A 20,939-nucleotide genomic window follows, 5' to 3' on the forward strand; every position below is an offset into this window, starting at 1 on the left:
AGTGCGCGTACCTCTGACGTCATTTGCACTGAGTTTCGGTTAACCCGTCTCCAGCATACTGAAACTGACGATCCGCGAGCGCCCCAGCTCTTTCGCCCGGTAAAGCGCCACATCTGCCGCGCGCAGCAGGTCGTCGCTTTGGGCGTGCTGCGGGTAACTGGCGATCCCGATCGACACATCCACCGGGCCAATTTCAGCAAGCCCATAGCGCAGCGACAGCGTATGGACGCCGTTATATATCTCCGTTGCGCAGGCGTGAGCCGCTTCCTCATCCGCACCCGTTAGCAGCACCAGAAACTCTTCGCCACCAAAGCGGAAGGCCAGACCTGCATCATGCACGGCACGCTGAACAATTGTCGCCACGCTCTTAATCACATGATCGCCAGCCTCATGGCCGAAGCGATCGTTAATGCTTTTAAAGTGATCGATGTCGATCATCATGCAGCTCACCGGCTCATCATTGCGCATTGCCTGAGCTATCTGAGTGCGCAGGGTATCTTCCAGGTGGTGACGGTTACGCAAGCCGGTGAGCGGGTCGAATAGCGCTTTTTCCAGCAGGGCATCGCGCAGACGCTGGTTGGCCAGCGCCAGACCCAGGGCTTCCGCCATTAATTCGAGATATGCGCGGGACGGCGCCGTTTCAGGCGTGATGTTCTGAAACGACAGCAAACCAATGGCTTCCCCCTGCGCAATGAGCGGCACGCACAGTGAGCTGTCTTTTTGTGATTCAGGCAGATGCTGGCAACCGATATCCGGCTCGCCGTTGACCGGTGGGTGGCTCTGACCACGGCGTATGGCCCAGCATTGATCGGGGTGGAAAGCATTTTTTTCTCCCTGTGGAGATAACCATTCCGCCGCACAGCGCATCTCCCACGGGTTTCGATCCAGGATATACAGACGTCCGGCGATACCCGGCGCAATGTTGGGAGCAAACAGCTCTGCCACCTCAATCACGTCGCTGACGTTCTCGCACCCCTGCAAGCGCTGGGTCATTCGCGCGAGCAGCTCGCGGATGGCCCAGTCTGCGTCGCGTTCTTTTTCAAGCCGCTGCCTTGCCAGCCCGTTCTCGCGGAAAATGCGAATGGCCTGCGCCATATCGCCTATCTCATCGACCTGGTTGAAATTGGGCGTTTCGACGGCGTAATCCTGTGAGGCCAGGCGGTGAACCACATCGCTGAGGCGCACTACCGGGCGCAGCACGCGGTGCTTGAGAATAAAGCCCATCACGAATAAGAAGAGCAGGGCGGTCAGGCCGACCATCACCTCTGAGGCGGTACGCAGCGTTTTCGACGTGTTGGTCGCTGCCTGGACATCGGCAATAATGCGCTTATCCAGCAGCATACGAAAATGGTCAATCTTGCTCTGGGCGCGTTCCGTTTCAAGTTCGTAGATTTTGCCGAAGAGTAACGCAATGGCCTGTTGTTCCTCACCCCGGGCGACGCTGGCAATTGCTGCCTGCTGTTCATCCTGTAGGCCATCAACAATCTTCAGCCCTTCATACAGCAGCGCCAGCTCTTCGCCCGTTGCGCCCGTATCTTTTAACTGTCCCACTTTGTGTTCAATATTCTTCAGTTCACCTTCTTTCGCCTGGTACGCTTTCAGCACATCGGGCTCTTTTTTGATGGCGTAAAGGCGCGCTAAATCGGAGAGCATCCAGGTTTCTGCTTCAATCTCTTCCGTAAGCTGGTCAAAAATTTGTCGTTGCTTAACAGCCTGACGCTCTACGTTGTCGGCATGGGAAGCCATCAGCATGACGATACCGGAGGCAATGGTCAGGCACACCGTGACACCATAGGCCCAGTTTGTGATCGTGGCGATTCGCACCTGTTGGATCCTTCTACGACAAATGTGGAAGAGCGTTCATTTCAGATTATAGAAAACCCCTGATTTATCGCGAAAAAAAAGGCGGCACAGGGCCGCCTGACAAAACGCGTTTCGTTAGAGATCCGGAGGGTTTTTTCCCTCTTCGATAAAGTCTGCGTCCAGCTCCTCGGCGTTGCCTGCGTGGTCGCGGCCGGAGAAGAGGTTCCAGCAGGCGATAAACAGGGCGGCAATCAGCGGCCCAATCACAAAACCATTTATGCCGTACAGCTCCATACCGCCGAGCGTGGTGATCAGTATCAGGTAGTCCGGCATTTTGGTGTCTTTGCCCACCAGCAGCGGACGTAAAAGGTTGTCCACCAGCCCGACGATAATGACAAAAAAGCCCACAATGAACAGACCCTGCCACAGCTGGTGAGTGGCAAACAGGAAGATCGCGGCGGGAACCCAGACGATAGCCGAGCCGACGGCGGGCACCAGGGAGAGAAACGCCATCAGCGCTCCCCACAGTACGCTACCGTCAATACCGACGATGGCAAAGGCGATACCGCCAAGCGTACCCTGAACCACTGCCACGACCGCCGTACCTTTTACCGTGGCTCGCGAGACGCCGACAAACTTAGCGAACAGGTGCTGTTTGGCGAAGTCAGACAGCGGCAGCGAGTCGAGGATCTGGCGCACCAGATAGGGCCCGTCTTTGAGCAGGAAAAACAGCAGGTACAGCATAATGCCGAAGCTAATAGCAAAGCCGAACGTCCCTTTACCAATCAGGAACGCGCTTCCCGCCAGATACTGTCCACCCTGTAACGCGACATCGGAAAGCTTTTTCTGAATCTGCGCGGCGTTGGTCAGGTTGTGATCCGCCAGGAAGCCGCTGGCCCAGTCCGGCAGGCGATTGAAGATACCGGCGATGACTTCCGGGAACTGCGTGTTGTTCTGTTGCAGCTTGGTGTAAACCATGTTCAGTTCCACCGCGAGCGAGGAAAGGATCACCATCAACGGAATAAACACGATCAGGCAGATAATGCCGAGTGTAAGGAGGGAAGCCAGCCCGTTGCGATCGCCCAGCGCGGTACGCAGTTTGTTTTTCACCGGGTTGAAAATGATGGTCAGGATCGCGGCCCACAGAATCGCCGAGAAATAGGGAGACAGCACGTCAAAGAAAGCCCAGGTAACAAGGGCCAGGATGAGAATAAAGAAACCTTTGGTCAGTCCGTTTAATCGCATAGTGAGTCCTGGTGAAGAAGAAACTGTGTCGACTATAGAACTGATTTAAAGATTTACCAATAATTGCGCCGAAGTCGTGCCGGGTGGCTTTTTGTTAACAATCGCGGTATAACACCCTTCTTTGGATGTTTAGATGTCCATACGTTTAGAAGGTAATATGCAAACAGAACAACAAAACGGGCAGCTTAAGCGCACCATGAAAACCCGTCACCTGATTATGCTCTCGCTGGGGGGCGTTATCGGCACAGGGTTATTCTTCAATACCGGATACATCATTTCGACAACCGGCGCGGCGGGCACGCTGCTGGCGTATCTTATTGGTGCGCTGGTGGTCTGGCTGGTTATGCAATGCCTGGGGGAACTTTCCGTAGCGATGCCGGAAACCGGCGCGTTCCACGTCTACGCCGCTCGTTATCTCGGCCCGGCGACAGGGTATACCGTGGCGTGGCTCTACTGGCTTACGTGGACAGTGGCGCTGGGATCGAGCTTTACCGCAGCCGGGTTCTGTATGCAGTACTGGTTCCCGCAGGTTCCCGTCTGGACGTGGTGCGTCGTCTTTTGCGTGGTGATTTTTGCTCTTAACGTCATTTCCACGCGCTTCTTTGCCGAAGGGGAATTCTGGTTCTCGCTGGTGAAAGTCATCACCATCATCGCCTTCATTATTCTCGGCGGGGCGGCGATCTTCGGTTTTATCCCGATGCAGGACGGTTCACCGGCGCCGGGCTTGAGCAACATTACTGCCGAAGGCTGGTTCCCGCACGGCGGTCTGCCGATCCTGATGACCATGGTGGCGGTCAACTTTGCCTTCTCCGGAACGGAGCTTATCGGCATCGCGGCAGGAGAAACGGAAAACCCACACAAGGTTATTCCGGTTGCTATTCGCACCACCATCGCCCGGCTCATCATCTTCTTTATTGGCACCGTGTTTGTGCTGGCGGCGCTGATCCCGATGCAGCAGGCTGGCGTGGAGAAAAGCCCGTTCGTGGTGGTGTTTGAAAAGGTCGGCATTCCGTATGCGGCGGATATCTTTAACTTCGTGATCCTGACGGCGATCCTCTCGGCGGCGAACTCGGGTCTGTACGCCTCTGGCCGTATGCTGTGGTCTCTGTCTAACGAGAAAACGCTGCCACGCTGCTTTGCCCGCGTCAACAAAAACGGCGTGCCGCTGACGGCGCTCTCCGTTTCCATGCTGGGTGGCGTGCTGGCGCTGTTCTCCAGCGTGGTTGCGCCGGATACGGTGTTTGTGGCCCTGTCAGCCATTTCCGGTTTTGCGGTGGTGGCGGTGTGGATCAGCATCTGCGCGTCACACTTCGTGTTTCGTCGCCGTCACGTGCAGTCCGGGCAGCCGCTTTCGGCGTTGCAGTATCGCGCGCCATGGTATCCGCTGGTGCCCGTGCTTGGCTTTATCCTCTGCCTGGTGGCCTGTGTCGGCCTGTGGTTTGACCCCAGCCAGCGTATTGCCCTTTATTGCGGGCTTCCGTTTGTCGCCCTGTGTTATGGTGCGTACTACCTGACCCGAAACCTGACCACGCAGGAGCCTGAACATGTCGCAGAATAATCCGCTTACCGCCCTCCTTGAAAACCAGCCGTTTGTCGTGCTGGATGGGGCGATGGCAACGGAGCTGGAAGCGCGCGGTTGTAACCTTGCCGACAGCCTCTGGTCGGCCAAAGTGCTGATGGAAAACCCGGAGCTGATCCGGGACGTGCACCTCGACTATTACCGCGCGGGGGCACAGGTGGCGATCACCGCCAGCTATCAGGCCACGCCTGCGGGCTTTGCCGCACGCGGGCTGGACGAGGCGCAATCCCGGGCGTTGATTGGCAAAAGCGTAGAGCTGGCACGCAAAGCGCGGGAAGCGTACCTGGCAGAGAATGCGCAGGCGGGCACGCTGCTGGTGGCGGGGTCGGTAGGGCCGTACGGCGCGTACCTTGCCGATGGATCTGAATATCGCGGCGATTATGTGCGTCGCGCTGAAGAGTTCACCGCGTTCCACCGTCCCCGCGTGGAGGCGCTGCTGGATGCGGGCGCGGATCTGCTGGCCTGTGAAACGCTGCCTTCTTTCCCGGAGATTAAGGCGCTGGCGGCGTTGCTGACGGCGTATCCTCGCGCCCGGGCATGGTTCTCATTTACCCTGCGTGACAGCGAGCATCTGAGTGACGGGACGCCGCTGCGGGATGTCGTTTCTGCGCTGGAAAACTACTCGCAGGTTGTCGCGCTGGGGATCAACTGTATCGCGCTGGAAAACACCACCGCGGCGCTGACGCATCTGCACAGCCTGACGTCGCTGCCGCTGGTGGTCTATCCGAATTCCGGCGAGCATTATGATGCGGTGAGCAAAACCTGGCATCACCATGGTGACGCCTGCGAGACGCTGGCGGGGTATTTACCGCAGTGGCTGGATGTCGGTGCGAAGCTGATTGGCGGCTGCTGTCGCACCACGCCGCAGGATATTGCGGAGCTGAACGCACAGCGGTAATCCTGACTCCCGGTCAGCGGTTACGCAGGCCGGGAATAATTCTCTTTATACACTTCCCGATATTTCTTTCTGGCCAAATAAGATGCCTGTCCCCAATGGATAACATCAGTTCGTGCACGAATGATATTATCCCCTGACCTCGTTTCTTTTTGAATAAATGTAATTACTTTTCATACTCCAGCAACAAATTCGCGTTGATAGTTTCGTGTTTATGACTGTCATTGTGGGTTAAAAAGTTAAGTTTTAGATTGATAATCTATCATTCTTGGTTAATAAAGTATAAAAATCTAACTGCTGGTGGATTCATTTTTATTATTCTAATTAAACCTATTATTTAAGCATGTCTTTTGTTTTTGTTCTTGTAGGGTATTTTGCCTTTTGTTTTTTCATCGTCGGGTTACTATTTATTGCATCAGCGAAGCGCAGGGAGATATGCGTAAGTTCAACTGAATTTGCTGATGACGATGTTTAAGAGATTATTTGATTGCTGAGTAATTTAATTAAGCCCAATTTTCGGGCGGGGCGCATATTGCCCAAATTCAGCCATCAAAAATCTTCTGTGTGTGTCATTCACTTAATTTACAGGACGATTTTTATGAAAATGAACAAACTCTTTACTGCACTGGTTCTGGCTTCTGGTATGGCTGCTTTCGGTGCTCAGGCAGACCAGGGTAGCGGCGTTGTGACCTTCACTGGTTCCGTTATCGACGCGCCATGTTCAATCGCGGCAGGTGACGAAGATCAGACCATTAGCCTCGGCCAGGTTTCCAGTTCCGCAGTGGCGAACGGCGGCACCTCTACGCCGGTTCCGTTCTACATCCACCTGGAAAACTGCTCTGTTGAGACCGCTACCACTGTGACCACCACCTTCTCCGGCGCGGATTCCAGCGTTGACGGAGCGGTGCTGGGCGTGACCGGCAATGCAACCGATGTTGGCGTCGTGATGACCGACGGCGACAGCAACACCATCACCCTGGGTGAAGCCACGACTGGACAGAACGTGGTTAATGGCGACAACACCCTGACCTACTCCGCGTACATCATCGGTGGAGAAGCGCCAACCGAAGGTGATTTCACCGCTGTGACTAACTGGACGCTGGCCTACGAATAAGCCCTGACCTTATTTCGATGACCCGTCAGGCGGCCTTAGCTGGCCGTCTGATATTCGAAACCGACTGAATAAGTGAAAAGGGTTTGCTATGGGTTATATATTTTCGAATACAACAAAAATAGTCAAAACACTCCCTTTTCTCCTGTCTGGTTGTTGCCTGCCTTTATTCGCTGCAAATCAGGGGGAGGGTGCCGTCCTTATTCAGGGGGCGGTGCTCTATACACCCTGTGCAATTGATCTTGGTAGCCGCGATCAAACCATTGATATGGGCGATACGCCCGTGTCGGAGATTGCCACCAAAGGCTATGGCCCCACACGTGCGTTCACCGTTCGCTTAATTAATTGCCTGATGCTGCCGACACCCGGGAACGGGAGATATGACTCCGAGTACTACCAGATAACGTTTGAGCCAATGACGGGCGCAGACCGGTTTTCCGTGCGTGGAGACGCACAGGGAATTGAGCTGGCGATCCGCGATACCGACGGCAATATCGCCGCGCCCGGCGTGGCCTTTCCCGCCAGAGAGGTCACGGCGGGCAGCATGAACCTGAATTATTCGCTTCAGCTTGTCAGCAACGGACAGCCGCTCAAAGCCGGGGATTACCAGTCTCTGATCCGCTTCAGAATGGATTACAACTGAGATGAAAAAAACGATACGGACATTCCGACGCTCAACGCTCAGCGTGCTGATTTTGGCTCTAATCGTGCCGGTGGCGAAAAGCGGGGCCGACGATGACATTCAGTTTAATACTGACGTGCTGGACACGCAGGACAAGAGCAATATCGATCTTAGCCACTTTTCGCGTCGCGGCTACGTCATGCCCGGCGACTACACCTTTAGCATCATGGTGAACAAAGACATCCTGCGCGAGGAGCGGATTGTGGTCTATCCCGAGGGTGAAAACGGCCGGGACAGCCTGATCTGCCTGACGCCAGAGCAGCTCTCTCGCTTTAACCTGAAGGCCAGCGTCATGGACGATCTTCGCTGGCTGCGCGACGGTGAGTGTCTGGACAAAGCCAGCCTCGAAGGACTGGATATGCGCGTCGACCTGGCAAAGGACACGCTTTATCTGTCGATCCCGCAGGCGTGGCTGGAGTACACCGCGCCAAACTGGGATCCGCCTTCGCGCTGGGATGAGGGTATCCCTGGTGTGATTGCCGACTACAACCTCAATCTTCAGGCGCAGCAGAATCAAACCGGTTCAGACAGCCAAAATATCAGCGGGAATGGGGTCCTGGGGGCCAATCTGGGACCATGGCGCGCCCGCGCCGACTGGCAGACCAGCTGGAACAAGCGTGACGGGAAGACGGACAAGGATTTCGCCTTTAGCCGTTACTATCTCTACCGCGCCATTCCTTCACTGAAAGCGAAGCTGACGGTGGGGGAAGATTACCTCAGCTCCGATATCTTCGATACCTTCCGCTTTAGCGGCGTTAGCCTGAATTCCGATCTCAGTATGTTGCCGCCGAGCCTGCGTGGCTACGCGCCCGAAGTGACGGGCATCTCCCGTTCGGGCGGCAAAGTGACCATCAGCCAGCAGGGACGCGTGATACACGAAACGCAGGTGGCCGCCGGGGCGTTTCGCATTCAGGAACTGAATGATGCCATCTCTGGCACGCTCGACGTAAGGGTGGAAGAGCTGGACGGCAGCGTGCAGGTCTTTCAGGTCACGACGGCTTCGGTTCCCTACCTGACGCGCCCGGGTGCGGTGCGCTACAAGCTGGCGGCGGGTAAACCCTCTGAGTGGGGGCATAGTATGACCGGGCCGATGTTCACCTCGGGCGAAATCTCCTGGGGCGTGGCCAACGGCTGGACGCTGTACGGCGGCTCGGTGATCGGTGGTGACTACAATGCCCTGTCGGTGGGGATCGGGCGCGATCTCTTCATCCTCGGCGCGCTGGCCTTCGACGTAACGCAGTCGCGGGCGGTATTGCCTTCTGAAGGCACGCTGTCCGGTACCTCTTACCGGGTGAGCTACTCAAAAACCTTCGACGAGTATGACAGCCAGGTCACCTTTGCCGGGTACCGTTTCTCCGAACGCGACTTTATGAGCATGTCGGAGTACCTCGATACCCGCTACGGCAGCGGCACGTCGCACAGCCCGAAAGAGAAATACAAGGTGTCGTTTAACAAACGCTTCCGGGATGTCGGGCTGAGCGCTTACCTCAACTACAGCCATCAGACCTACTGGAACAGCGCGGATAACGATCGCGTAAGCCTGTCGCTGTCGCGCTATGTCGATCTTGGTCCGTTCAGGAACATGAGCGTATCGCTCACGGCCTACCGCAGCGAGTACTACTCCCTGAAGGATGACGGGGCCTACATTTCGGTGTCGCTACCGATAGGTAACGGCACCTCGCTCAGCTATGGCGCCACAATTAACCGCACCGATAACACCCATCGCGTGAGCTATTACGGCCGGGTGGATGAGCACAATAGCTTCCAGGTCAGCAGCGGCCTTTCCCGCAGCGGCCCGACGGCGTACGGCTACTACACCTGGCAGGGCGATAGCGCGCAGGTGCAGACCAACGCCAGCTATCAGTCCGGCAGCTATACCGCGCTGGGCATGAACGTGACCGGCGGTCTGACCCTGACCACCGAAGGGGGCGCAGCGCATCGCTCGAACGCGCGGGGCGGCAGCCGCGTGCTGGTGGATACCGCAGGCGTCAGCGGCGTGCCCGTTAAGGGATTCGGCGCCTCGGTGAAAACCAACCGATTCGGGAAGGCTGTGATTGGTGATGTGAACAGCTACTACCGCAATCCGATCCGCATTGACGTCGACAAACTTGATGAAAATGCTGACGTCACCCGATCCGTCTCGCAGGCCACGCTCACCGAAGGGGCGATCGGCTATCGGCAGTTTGACGTGATTGCGGGTGGTAAAGCGATGGCCTTTATCCGTAAGGCTGACGGGAGCTTCCCGCCGTTTGGGGCCTCGGTGATGAACGAGAAAAACCAGGAGACGGGGGTGGTGAATGACGAAGGAAGCGTCTGGCTAAGCGGCATTCAGCCAAACGGCAAAATGACCGTCAAATGGGATGGACAAGCCCGCTGCGTGGTAAACCTGCCGGCCACGCTGCCAGCCGTGCTGGAGAACCTGCTTTTAACCTGTTCGCCGGAATAACCGGCCTGAAAAACGAGATGAGTTAATCAAGATGACAATTGTGCGAATTTCCGCCCTGACGGGCCTGGCGCTGATGGTTTCAGGCGTGGCAACAGCCGCCGTATCGCTGGACAGAACCCGGGTTATTTTTGACGGCGCGGCAAAATCCGTGAGCCTGCGCCTGACCAATGAAAACAAAACGCTGCCGTATCTGGCGCAGGGGTGGGTGGAAGATGCTCAGGGTAAAAAAATTACCGATCCGCTGGTGCTGCTGCCGCCGGTTCAGCGCATTGAACCGGGTGAGCAGAGTCAGATCAAGGTGCAATCCACCGCAGGGATCCAGCGCCTGCCACAGGACAGGGAGTCGCTGTTCTATTTCAATCTGCGCGAGATCCCACCCAAAAGCAGCAAGCCTAATACGCTTCAGCTGGCGCTCCAGACCCGCATCAAGCTCTTTTATCGCCCGGCCGCTATTGAAGTGCAGCGTGCTGATTATTCCACGCCGTTTCAGGAACAGCTGACTCTGGCGCGGGAAGGGGATAAATACCGCGTGAATAACCCGACGCCGTATTACATCTCGCTGGTCAATGCGTCTTCGACGCTCACCGGCAAAGCGGCGGCAGGCTTCAAGCCGATTATGGTTGAGCCGAAAGGTCAGCTAGTGCTGGCACCGTCCGCTGCTGCGCTCGGCAGCGCGCCCGTGCTGACTTATGTCAACGACTTTGGTGGCCGCGCAAAGCTCATCTTCAGCTGTGGCGGCAGCGAGTGCAAAGCCGTGCCGCAGGAAAAGAAAAAGTAACCGCCGGGAGAGTGGCATGACTATCGCGTACTGGAAAAAGGGGAGCGGGCTCGCGCTGATGCTGCTGGCAGGATCGCTAAGTGCCGCGGACGAATTGATCGATGGGAGCTATGGGCTGCTGCACGTGCGCGGTGCGCTGACGGAAAGCGCCTGCCGTCTGGAGATGGACTCCGCGTGGCAGGAGGTGGACATGGGAACGACGGCAACGGGGGCGCTTAAAAAACCGGGCGACCAGGGTACGCCGGTGCGGGTGGAGATCCATCTGGAGGATTGTATGCCGTCACCTACCTCAGTACGCGATGCGTGGAGCGGCGATCTGCTCTGGAGCCGGGATCAGCCCTCGGTCACGGTCAGCTTTGTTGCACCGGGAGAGTTGTTTAATCCGGGGTTGGTCCGCGTGAGCGGAGCCAGCGGGGTGGGGCTACACCTGACCGACAGGCTGCATCGTTCGGTTCGTCTTAACGATGAGGGGCATCCGCTGCTGCTGGAGTCAGATGACAACACGCTTTTTTATTATCTCGCACCGGAACGTACCTCTGCACCGCTGGTGGCGGGGGCATGGCAGGCGCTGATCCACTTCAGGCTTAATTATGACTAGTTCACGTTTTGCTCTGCTTATCGCTTTGTTGCAGGCCAGTCCAGCGGCATGGTCATCCCTGACGGTAAACGTCACCGGCGTGGTCGTGGAGGGGGTGTGTGAAATCAACAACGGTGAAACTGTTCACGTGGATTTTGGCAGCAACCTGCAGGCGCGCCAGCTGGACGGTGAGAACTTTATGAAAACCATCGACTATTCGCTGGTTTGTGAAGATCTGACCTCTAACGATCTGGAGATGCAGTTTGAAGGCACGGCCACCTCGTTTAGCGACGACTATCTGGCCACCGACCGCGAAGGGCTGGGGATCAAATTGTATATGAACGGAGAATCGATGCCGCTAAATACCTGGATGCCGTTTACCTGGCCGGAGGTGCCTGTTTTGCAGGCCGCGCCGATAAAAGATGACGCATCTACCGTGGAAACGGGCGTGTTTAGCGCGTCAGCCACGCTGAAAATTCAGTATCAATAACAGGTTAACGGTGATGAATATAATGCTCCGAACGATCCTTGCTATGCTGGTTCTTGTTGCTACTCAGCCCGCTTCAGCCTCTGTCTGGAGCTGGATTGATTCCATTACGCAAAATAGCAGCATTAATTTTGACTATAACTTCACGCTTGCTGATTGGGATGAAAATGACTCAACGCCAAATCCTTGCTATGGGCTTAATGCCTGCACCATTTTTATCAGCCACAGGCATGATGCTTCAGGAACATCAGGCTGGGGGGTTGTTCAAGGATGGGGGGTTGCGGCTTATCCCTTTATAAGCAGTAGTGAAACACTCGGTGAGGTGGGCAAGGAGTTAAAAAAAGTATTTCCTCTGCCCTACAGTGGTACGACTAACCATAACGGTACCGTCAATTTTGAAGAGTGTGTCGGTTTTTTTTATGCGCCAGGCGTCAACATGGGGACAAGCGGCCCCGTGGTCGATCAGAAATATGCAGGATACAACATACTGCCAGGCAGCATTTGCGGTACTGCCCCACAGCCCAGTGGCTCCTGCGATTTCAATCAGGACGTACTGACCCTCGATCATGGCACGCTGACGCGTCAGGAGCTTGACGGGCATGAAGTCAGTGAAAACGTCAGTATTAACTGTACGACATCACAGACGCTCAAGCTGTATATCTACTCCGCAGACAACGTGCAGCTGCGTGACGACGGCAGTCTCTATTCCGAGCTTTATATGAATGACAACGTGCTCGGCACGTCGGGCTTCACTCTGGACGTCGCCGAACAGGAAAATGTCGTTGTGAAATCAGTTCTTCATACAAATGGCAGCGTGGCGGCAGGTGAGTTTGCGGGCTCCACTGTGATGCTGATTACGGTGGAGTGATGACAATGACTGCGTTGCCCTTGAACAATATCGATCTCTACTGCGCGCTTATGATGGGTGAGATCGTTCCCTATTATCAGCCGCTGATTAACAGCCGGACCCAGCGGTTGTACGGGCTGGAAATATTAATGCGTTGGTCACTCTCTGAGGAAAATGTCTCTCCCCTGGCGCTTATCCGCGCATTTGATGAGAACGGCTTGTTGCCAGAAATGACGCAACACCTGCTGCGCCAGGTTGCGGCAGATATTAACGAACTGGATGCATTGCTGCCTGACGGTCTTCATCTTTCGCTTAATGTGAGCCCTTCTCAGGTCGCGAAGCCCGGTTTTGTGTTTGATACGCTTTCGTTTCTGGCGGCTATTCCTCTGGAAAAATACTGTCTGGTGGTCGAGGTCACTGAAGAACAACCATTACCGCCTACGCCTGAGGTTACGGGCGCTTTTCTGAAGTTGCAGCTGGCGGGGGTCGAGATCTATCTGGATGATTTTGGTACCGGCTGCTCGAATCTGGCATACCTTGAGCAATTTAGCGTGGATGGGGTGAAGGTTGACCAGCTTTTCGTTAAGCATCTTTCCTCTGATAAAGCGACAACATCCATTGCAGCGAGGGTTGCGGACCTGGCGAAAGCGCGGGGTCTTGGCATCATTGCTGAAGGGGTGGAAACCCCTGAACAATCACAGCTGCTGCGCGATATGGGGATTGTTATTCAGCAGGGCTATCTTTTTTCCTGCGCATTAAGTCGATCGCAGTTACGGGAGTATCTTGCCGCCAGAAGGTTGCATTTCCAGATGAAAAATAGGGAATAAAAGCGTCGTTGGTTATTATTTGTCATGACGTAAGTAAAAATTTCCAGTCAGTAAGATACGCAATTGAATGGGTATTTTGTCACTTTATCCCAATACGCTAAACTAGCTATCGGCATTAAAGCCATGAAGAGTGTGGATTAATATTGGAGCTGGTGGCAGTGTTATGCATTTCATAATAAACAACAATGTCTCTTTCAACGTTGCTGAAAGGACGGTGTCGGACGGAAACACGCAACATGTGCTTTCTAATCCGGCATGCAGACTTCTTCTCGTACTCCTGGAAAATAATAACCGGCTTATGACCAGAGAGGATCTTTTGCAGAAGGTATGGGGCGATTTTGGATTAACCCCATCGAGTAATAGTTTGAACAATAATATCAGTATATTGCGTAAGATTTTTACAGAGTTTGAAATTCATGATGTGCTCAAAACTGTCCCTAAACAAGGCTTTGAGTTGGCGCTGAATAACCTTCAGTTCAACGAAAAATCCAGAGACTATTTGGTGATGCAGGCGATTTCAACACCTGATAAAGAGCCCAGTGTAAATAAGACCAGGTTGATTAAATGGACCGGCGTGTTGTTCATTATTATTGGGGTAGCAATCGCTTTATATCTCAATTTTTTCGACAAACGCGAGGATGTCACGCTTTTAAAACAAGTTCAGCAGTGCAAAGTCTTTTATCACAGCAAAGTGAATGCAAAGAGAGTAGAACACTTTTTTTCTGAAGGCAAAGGGATGAAATTGCTGACGAAGTGTTCAACGCCTGCCTATATTTTTTACGATGACAGTAGAGTACATGAGAAAACCGAGCTTCTTGAAATCTTTGTCGCAAAATGTACGGTCGATAGTGAAGGGGAATTTAGTGAATGTAAAAACTTCGTCTCGACTAAAGTGGGCTAGCCTTGCTGTGCTGTTGATTCTGGTGTTTATTGGCGCGCTGCTGTACGTGCCCAAGGATACCCGCGCGCTGGATTGCATAACGGATATGAATCTTGAGCTGGGCAAAGATAATGACAAGATCGTTGCCAACATCCACCTTGTCGTTCACTTCGTTCCAGATGCGCTCAGCTACATTACCGAGTATGGGATCGTGACCTACAACAACCAGCGCTATATCGTCGATCGCTATGCCCGACTGCGTTATTCCGGAGATAACACTCACTCTTTTACTGAATTTAAAAGAGAAGGCATAGAGAAGAACAGTAGCGAAACACTACCTGAGTTTTTATCAGAAAAACTGACTTCAGCCCAAAAGGTCTTTTTATTTAAGGTGCGGAAGTTACAGGGTGAAGTATGGAGCATCAGCGATTTGCGGCGTACGGTATTAGTGTGCGCTAAATCAGACTGACGCCGTTATTTTTTAAATTATCTCTCCGCCTCTTAATGCTAAGAGGCCGGAATCTTTTTGCCGGTAAAACGCATTTGGGTGTAAATATCATGCCATTAAACGTTCTGATAACACAGGATAGTTATCTCTTTCAGGGGTTAAAGCAGTGTATTTCTCTTGTGCATATTCAGGATCTTACGCTGTTTGAAACCCCTCATCGTGAGTGTGTGGTCCTGGTAGACAGCAGAATGCCGATGAACGATCTTGAGCACGGGTGGCGTGTTGTCTCGGCTATGTTTGAGCAAACTAAGGCTATAATGCTTTGTATGAATCAACCCGCGAGCTTGCCCTTCAGCGTAAACCCCTGTGGGGACACTGTTGACATGAAAACCAGCCCAGAAAATATTACGCTAATGATCATCAATAAAATTCCTGTTTTAATGTCGGATAAACGGTCACAGCCGGTGAAAATAAAAATAGAAGAAAAAGAGATGGCATTAATTAACGCATTTCTGTGCGGAAAGGATATCGAAGAGATGGCAAAGATGTTTTGTTGTTCTCAAAAGCAGGTCTATAGACTCAGAGACAAAATTTGCCAGCGGCTTAACGTCAGACATTTTTATCTTGCCTGCCTGTATATTTTTCGCCATGGCTTACTGCAACAATCTTATACATTACCCGAAACCTGGTTACGGGATTAAAAGTGAAGACGCGAAACGGCAACCCGCGTTACCGTTTCGCATTTCATTAAGCCGCCTCCGCCAGTACAAACATCCCGTACGGGTGGATCTCAAGATAGTACGCATCGCCCACGTCCGGCTGCAGGCGCGTGGCGTTCACCTGTAGTAAAATCTCCTGTCCGTGCCAGTCGACAATCACCTCATACTGCGGACCCATATAGGCGACGTGGCGGATAGTGCAGTGCTGGCTCGCCTCGCCGTGCTGGCTGAGCGTAATCGCCTCCGGACGCACGCCGACGGTGCCTTCGCCCTGGGTAGCAAAGTGCAGCGGACGCGGCAGACGATAGCCGTGGATTTCCACGACATCCTCGCTGAAGCGGGCCGGGAAGAGGTTGGCATCACCCATAAAACTCGCCATAAAGCGAGACGCCGGCTGGCGATAGAGATCCTGAGGCGAGCCAATCTGCATAATGTTGCCCTTGTTCATCACCAGCACGGTGTCGGAGACCGCAAACGCCTCGCTTTGATCGTGCGTCACGTACAGCGAGGTGATGTTGAACTGCTTTTGCAGCTCGCGGATTTTGTCCCGCATGCTGCGCCTGAGGTTCGCATCGAGGTTGCTCAGCGGTTCATCGAACAGCAACACTTTGGGTTTGAGGATCAGAGCGCGGGCCAGCGCTACGCGCTGCTGCTGGCCGCCAGAAATCTGATCCACGTAACGATCTTCAAACCCCTCAAGATCAACCATCGCCAGGGCTTCTTTGACCCGCGTTTTTATCTCTGCGCGCGAAACGCCCAGCATCTTCAGACCGTAGCCCACGTTCTCGCCCAGCGACATATGCGGGAAGAGCGCGTAGGACTGGAACACCATACAGATATCACGCTGCTGAATGGAGCGGTGGGTCACATCCTCACCATCGATGTAAATCTGCCCTTCGGTCGGTTTTTCCAGCCCGGCAACCAGGCGCAGCACGGTGGTTTTACCGCAGCCGGACGGGCCGAGCAGCGTTACCATTTGTCCCTGCGGGATCGCCAGGTTGATGTTTTCAATTACCGTGTTTGCGCCAAAGCGTTTGGTCACGTTGCGCAGTTCAACAAAATGTTTCTCAGTCATAGTGTTACGCCTGGTTTTTGGCTTTTGAACGGGAGATACGCGCCTCGCCGATCAGCCAGTCAAAGAGGAAAATGATCGCCAGCATGACCACAATCAGGATCGAGCCGTAGGCAATCGCCACGCCGTATTCGCCGTCTTCCACGCGGTTCAGAATGTAGGCCGTTGCCACGCGGGTGTCCGGCGTGACGAGGAACACAATGGCGCTGACGGTGGTGATGGCGCGCACAAAGCTGTAAATCAGCGCTGATAAAATGGCCGGACGCAGCAGCGGCAGCAGGATGTGGGTGATGGTGCGCAGGCTTCCGGCACGCAGGCTCAGCGAGGCCTCGTCCAGTGACTTGTCGATCTGCCCTAATCCCGCGATCCCGGCGCGAATGCCCACCGGCACGTTACGCATCACCATGGAGATAATCACGATGGCGGCGGTGCCCGTGAGGTACACCGGCGCGCTGTTAAAGGCCAGAATGTAGGACACGCCCGCCACGGTACCCGGTACGGCAAAGCACAGCATGGTGGTGAACTCGATGGTCTTTTTACCCCGGAACTGCTGGCGCACCACAACCCAGGCAATCAGCAGTCCGAAGGCGGCGGTGATCGGCGCGGCAATCCCGGCGTAGAGCAGAGTATCGAGCAGCGAAGGCCACGCGCCGTCGCTCATCCCCTGGCCGAACAGCTTGATAAAGTTATCCAGCGTCAGGGTGTAATCCACGCCCCAGTTGACGGTAAAGCTGCCATAGAAAATGCTGCCGTAGAGCAGGGCGTTAAAGGCGATCCACACCGCCAGCAGGGCGATCACGCTCCACACCAGCGTCACCGGCAGCGGCTGCACGTCGCCGCGGTACGATTTACCGGACACGGTGACGTAGGAGCGCTTGCCGATCCACATGTACTGGATGCAGAACACCAGCAGCGAGAACAGCAGCAGGAAGGCCCCAAGGGTACTCGCTGCCTGATAATCCAGCTGTGAGCCGGTAATGTAGAAGTAGATCTGCGTGGCCAGCACGTCGAAGTTCCCGCCCAGCACCAGCGGGTTACTGAAGTCGGCCAGCGACTGCACAATCACGATTAAGAACGCATTCGCCAGCGCCGGTTTCAGCAGCGGCACGAAGACGCCGTTAAAGGTCTGCCAGCGGCTGGCGCGCAGGGTGTACGAGGCCTCTTCCAGCGACGGGTGGATGGTTTTGATCGCGCCGTCGAGGATCATAAAGGCCATCGGCGTGAAGGCCAGCACCTGCGCCAGCCAGATGCCGGTGAAGCCGTACAGCCAGTTGGTATTGGTTAACCCAAACCAGTCCACCATCAGCTCCGTCATATAGCCAGAGCGTCCCATCATCAGCGTAACGCCCAACCCCACCACAAACGGCGGGGTCACGATGGGGAGAATCGAGAAGATACGTCCAATGATGGCGCTGCGTTTAGCGATGCGCGTGGTGTAGATCGCCAGCACCAGGCCAAAGAAGGTGCAGCCGACCCCGACGGCTATCGACAGCAGAATCGAGTTGATGATGACCTGGATAATGTGCGCCTGCGACAGCACGTTCATAAAGGCCAGCGGGGCGAATTCACCTGCGTCGTTGGTGAACATCGGAATGAAAATGGCGATGCTCGGCCAGACGATAAAAATGCCGATCAGCGCCACGATGGTAATCAGCGAGCCGATGACAAAGCGATCGCCGCCCAGCCACTTCAGGCGGGTGAGGGCCAGCGTCATGATGGCGCCCAGGGCAACAAACAGCACGATGGTGGCATAGCCTAAACCGCGTCCTTCCACGGTGGCGCTGATGACCACGAACGCCATGCACAGCAGCGCCCAGCCCGCGTCAAGGTAGTGGCGGCTGCGCTGCTCGCGCTTTGCTTCGTTAAACGGGCGCACCAGCAGCAGGCTCGGCATCAGATACCACAGCCAGCTGATGTTGAAGTGCGACCAGCCGTAGGCGTCGAGGATCTCATCCCCGGTAGATTCCAGCAGGCCGTAATCAAGGCTCCAGCTCGGCAGCAGGGCAAAGGCCAGCCAGCCAACGAAAACCCAAAGGAAGACCGCATCCCGTTTTTTCACGGGATGAAGAGCGAGTGTCTGTGACATAGCAATTCCGGGTGTTAAGGAAATTGTAGGCCGGGTAAGCGTAGCGCCACCCGGCAATTACCGCGGTAGTGAGCTTATTTACCCATCTTCACGTCGCTGACCCATTTATTGATTAGCGCTTTACGCACGTCCGTGGAGCCGTATTTGTCCATGTCATAGCTGATGAGCTTCAAATCATCGAGCTTGAGCGAGTTCGGCGAAGTTTCCGCCGTGGTGTTGGTCAGGATTTGGTAGGACTTGCCCTTCTTCCACGCCAGCTCCTGCGCTTCTTTCGAGAGCACCCAGTCCACGAACAGCTTCGCGTTCTCTTCGTTGCGCGCGCCCTTCAGAATGCTCACGCCGCCAATTTCATACCCGGTGCCTTCGCACGGAGAGATCAGCTCCAGCGGCGCACCCTGCTCTTTTTCCAGCGAGTAGTCGTGCAGGAAGCCGATGCCGATGGCGGTTTCACCGCGCGCGGCGTTACGCGCCGGGGCAATACCGGATTTGGTGTACTGAGATACGTTGCCGTTCAGCTGTTTCAGGTAGTCGAAGGCCTGGTCTTCCCCCCACAGCTGGACGAAGGTCGCCAGCGCGGTATAGGCGGTGCCGGAGCTTTGCGGATCGGCGATCTGGATCTCGCCCTTGTATTCCGGTTTGGTCAGATCCTTCCAGCATTTGGGGACCGGCAGGTTTTTCTCTTTCAGGCGCTGGGTGTTGACGCCAAAACCTAAGATCCCGACGTAGACCGCTGAGGAGAGGTTGCCCTTCACCTTGGCTGGATCGCGGAATTTCTCCATGATCTGTTCCAGGTTTTTCGATTTATAGGGCTGGAGTAGCCCCATTTCACCGGCCTGGGACTGCGGATCGAGCGTGCCGCCGTACCAGACATCGGCCTGCGGGTTTTTCTTCTCGGCATCCACCTTCGCCAGCGTGCTGCCGGAGCCGTTGCGGATAAACGAGGTTTTAACATCGTACTTTTCACCGAACGCTTTGGTTTCGACTTCGCACATTTCGTTGGTGGCGCTGCAGTACACCACCAGACGGCCTTTGGCTTGTGCGGCACCGGTTAAAGTAGCCAGTGCGATCCCGGAAGCAATGAGGGTAGAGAGAAGCGTTGTTTTCATTATTCAGCCCTTTTTATGACGTTATGTGACTGCGAGAAGCGGTGATGCCTGCCATCAGCAAGGGCATCAGTAATAAACCCATCAGGACGGCGGCAATCGAGAGCAAACTGAACATCCCCGACCAGCCGTAGCGTTCAATCACCTGCGACAGCGGCCATCCGGCCAGCGAGGCGCCCAGATAGGCAAATACGCCCAGAAAGCCGGTAATCGAGCCTGCCGCCTGTTTATGTCCACACTCAACGGCGGCAAGGCCAATGAGCATCTGCGGGCCGAAGACGAAAAATCCGACCGTAAAAAAGCACATCGCCAGCAGGGCGTAGTGGTGCACCGGTGCCAGCCACAGCGCGGCGACAGACACCATCAGCCCCAGCGTGAACAGTAAAATCATCGGTGCGCGCTGGCCGCTGAACAGCAGGTCTGATCCCCATCCAGCAAACAATGCACCCAGTAAGCCGCCCACTTCGAACAGCATCACCGTGGCGTTGGCGCTGAGCAGGTTCACGCCGTGGCTTTCTGCCAGCCAGATGTTGCCCCAGTCGTTCAGGGCGATGCGGATGAGATACACCAGCACATACGACGCCCCGAGCAGCCAGATCATCGGGTTTTGCAGCATGGTGGTGCGCAACATCTGCCATAGCCCCATCGGCGGGCTTTGCTGCTGCTGGCGCAGCTCCAGCGGATCGCTCCGCCACTCCCCGACCGTGGGCAGACCCTCTTCCTGCGGTGTGCCCCGCAGCTGTGTGGTCAGCCACAGGCCGAGCACGATACTGATGATCCCCGGTGTCAGCATCGCCGCCTGCCAGCCCCATCGGTGGGCGGCAACGGCGCAAATCAACGGAATAATCGCGCCACCGATATTGATGGAGGTATTCCAGCAGCCCCACCAGAAGCCGCGCTCGTTACGCGAATACCAGTGGGTCAGCAGCCTGGCGCAGGGCGGCCAGCCCCAGCCCTGAAAGAAGCCGTTCAGTGTCCAGATAAACAGCAGCAGCGGGAAAGCATCGCTAAAGCTGAACAGCACGTTCAGCACGCCCGTTGCCAGCAGCCCGATGCCCATAAAGGCGCGCTGTCCGTGGCTGTCGTGCCAGAGCCCCGCGGCGAATTTGGACAGCCCGTAGCTGAGATAAAACAGCGAGCCGATAAGCCCGATATCGCCCTTACTGAGCCCCAAATCCAGCTGTAGCGCGGGTAAAACAGTGTTCAGACTTTTTCGCGTCAGGTAAAACGCGGCGTAGCCAATCACCATACAAAGGAGCAGCCTGGGGCGCAGCGACCGGTAACGTTGTGAAACCTCTTCAGCAGACAGTGCGTGCATGGCGTTCTCCGTTTGAGATGACTGTAGGGAAGTGCG

Annotated in this window: 19 protein-coding genes; 13 read left to right on the forward strand and 6 right to left on the reverse strand. The window is 55.2% G+C overall.

From position 1 onward, the window contains the following. Window positions 1–39: 39 nt before the first annotated feature. Both ACQG1Y_RS04950 and ACQG1Y_RS04955 read right to left on the reverse strand, forming a co-directional pair. Window positions 40–1,824, reverse strand: coding sequence for a diguanylate cyclase (locus ACQG1Y_RS04950; RefSeq protein ID WP_040117250.1), 1,785 nt, complete (start codon window positions 1,822–1,824; stop codon window positions 40–42). Window positions 1,825–1,938: 114 nt separating this feature from the next. After that, window positions 1,939–3,048, reverse strand: a complete 1,110-nt coding sequence (locus ACQG1Y_RS04955; RefSeq protein WP_368740803.1) for an AI-2E family transporter — start codon at window positions 3,046–3,048, stop codon at window positions 1,939–1,941. Between the two features lie 157 nt (window positions 3,049–3,205). On the opposite strand from ACQG1Y_RS04955, the gene mmuP reads away from it, so the two are divergent. The 13 genes from mmuP to ACQG1Y_RS05020 all read left to right on the forward strand — a co-directional run bounded on the left by mmuP (window position 3,206) and on the right by ACQG1Y_RS05020 (window position 15,306). Further along, a complete protein-coding gene (mmuP, locus tag ACQG1Y_RS04960) occupies window positions 3,206–4,606 on the forward strand; it encodes an S-methylmethionine permease (RefSeq protein ID WP_023303171.1) in 1,401 nt (466 codons plus the stop codon). Further along, window positions 4,593–5,525: a homocysteine S-methyltransferase gene (gene mmuM / locus ACQG1Y_RS04965; protein WP_033487724.1), complete on the forward strand. Its 933-nt coding sequence runs from the start codon at window positions 4,593–4,595 to the stop codon at window positions 5,523–5,525. Before mmuP ends, mmuM begins: the two co-directional genes overlap by 14 nt. Window positions 5,526–6,120: 595 nt before the next feature. Continuing rightward, window positions 6,121–6,636 (forward strand): fimbrial protein, encoded by a 516-nt coding sequence (locus ACQG1Y_RS04970; RefSeq protein WP_033487723.1) that lies wholly within the window; start codon window positions 6,121–6,123, stop codon window positions 6,634–6,636. 211 nt (window positions 6,637–6,847) lie between these two features. Next, a complete protein-coding gene (locus ACQG1Y_RS04975; protein WP_223230160.1) occupies window positions 6,848–7,276 on the forward strand; it encodes a fimbrial protein in 429 nt (142 codons plus the stop codon). Between the two features lies 1 nt (window position 7,277). Continuing rightward, window positions 7,278–9,761: an outer membrane usher protein gene (locus ACQG1Y_RS04980; protein WP_426736688.1), complete on the forward strand. Its 2,484-nt coding sequence runs from the start codon at window positions 7,278–7,280 to the stop codon at window positions 9,759–9,761. A 31-nt stretch (window positions 9,762–9,792) separates the two neighbouring features. Then, window positions 9,793–10,539, forward strand: a complete 747-nt coding sequence (locus ACQG1Y_RS04985; RefSeq protein ID WP_033487720.1) for a fimbria/pilus periplasmic chaperone — start codon at window positions 9,793–9,795, stop codon at window positions 10,537–10,539. Between the two features lie 16 nt (window positions 10,540–10,555). Beyond that, on the forward strand, window positions 10,556–11,137 hold the full coding sequence (locus ACQG1Y_RS04990; RefSeq protein WP_033487719.1) for a fimbrial protein: 582 nt from the start codon (window positions 10,556–10,558) through the stop codon (window positions 11,135–11,137). Further along, the gene (locus ACQG1Y_RS04995; protein ID WP_154123176.1) at window positions 11,130–11,606 is read left to right on the forward strand and encodes a fimbrial protein; all 477 of its coding nucleotides are present in this window, start codon (window positions 11,130–11,132) and stop codon (window positions 11,604–11,606) included. The genes ACQG1Y_RS04990 and ACQG1Y_RS04995 overlap by 8 nt, the downstream gene beginning before the upstream one ends. Before the next feature lie 43 nt (window positions 11,607–11,649). Then, on the forward strand, window positions 11,650–12,471 hold the full coding sequence (locus ACQG1Y_RS05000; RefSeq protein WP_223230159.1) for a hypothetical protein: 822 nt from the start codon (window positions 11,650–11,652) through the stop codon (window positions 12,469–12,471). A gap of 5 nt (window positions 12,472–12,476) precedes the next feature. Beyond that, complete coding sequence (locus tag ACQG1Y_RS05005) at window positions 12,477–13,277, forward strand: cyclic diguanylate phosphodiesterase (protein WP_033487717.1); 801 nt, start codon at window positions 12,477–12,479, stop codon at window positions 13,275–13,277. 130 nt (window positions 13,278–13,407) lie between these two features. Then, window positions 13,408–14,178, forward strand: coding sequence for a winged helix-turn-helix domain-containing protein (locus ACQG1Y_RS05010; RefSeq protein ID WP_223230158.1), 771 nt, complete (start codon window positions 13,408–13,410; stop codon window positions 14,176–14,178). Beyond that, window positions 14,141–14,626: a hypothetical protein gene (locus tag ACQG1Y_RS05015; protein WP_033487715.1), complete on the forward strand. Its 486-nt coding sequence runs from the start codon at window positions 14,141–14,143 to the stop codon at window positions 14,624–14,626. The genes ACQG1Y_RS05010 and ACQG1Y_RS05015 overlap by 38 nt, the downstream gene beginning before the upstream one ends. A gap of 233 nt (window positions 14,627–14,859) precedes the next feature. Continuing rightward, window positions 14,860–15,306 (forward strand): hypothetical protein, encoded by a 447-nt coding sequence (locus ACQG1Y_RS05020; protein WP_033487746.1) that lies wholly within the window; start codon window positions 14,860–14,862, stop codon window positions 15,304–15,306. 46 nt (window positions 15,307–15,352) lie between these two features. On the opposite strand, the gene fbpC is transcribed toward ACQG1Y_RS05020, so the two are convergent. The 4 genes from fbpC to uhpC all read right to left on the reverse strand — a co-directional run bounded on the left by fbpC (window position 15,353) and on the right by uhpC (window position 20,903). Further along, window positions 15,353–16,399: a ferric ABC transporter ATP-binding protein gene (fbpC, locus tag ACQG1Y_RS05025; RefSeq protein WP_033487714.1), complete on the reverse strand. Its 1,047-nt coding sequence runs from the start codon at window positions 16,397–16,399 to the stop codon at window positions 15,353–15,355. Window positions 16,400–16,403: 4 nt separating this feature from the next. After that, complete coding sequence (locus tag ACQG1Y_RS05030) at window positions 16,404–18,482, reverse strand: ABC transporter permease (protein ID WP_368740802.1); 2,079 nt, start codon at window positions 18,480–18,482, stop codon at window positions 16,404–16,406. 74 nt (window positions 18,483–18,556) lie between these two features. Then, window positions 18,557–19,588 (reverse strand): ABC transporter substrate-binding protein, encoded by a 1,032-nt coding sequence (locus tag ACQG1Y_RS05035; protein ID WP_033487712.1) that lies wholly within the window; start codon window positions 19,586–19,588, stop codon window positions 18,557–18,559. 13 nt (window positions 19,589–19,601) lie between these two features. Continuing rightward, on the reverse strand, window positions 19,602–20,903 hold the full coding sequence (gene uhpC / locus ACQG1Y_RS05040) for an MFS transporter family glucose-6-phosphate receptor UhpC (RefSeq protein WP_077579992.1): 1,302 nt from the start codon (window positions 20,901–20,903) through the stop codon (window positions 19,602–19,604). Window positions 20,904–20,939 lie beyond the last annotated feature (36 nt).

The sequence above is a fragment of the Enterobacter cloacae complex sp. 397G4 genome (assembly GCF_050031515.1).
In the GTDB taxonomy this organism is placed as follows: Bacteria; Pseudomonadota; Gammaproteobacteria; order Enterobacterales; family Enterobacteriaceae; genus Enterobacter; species Enterobacter hormaechei_C.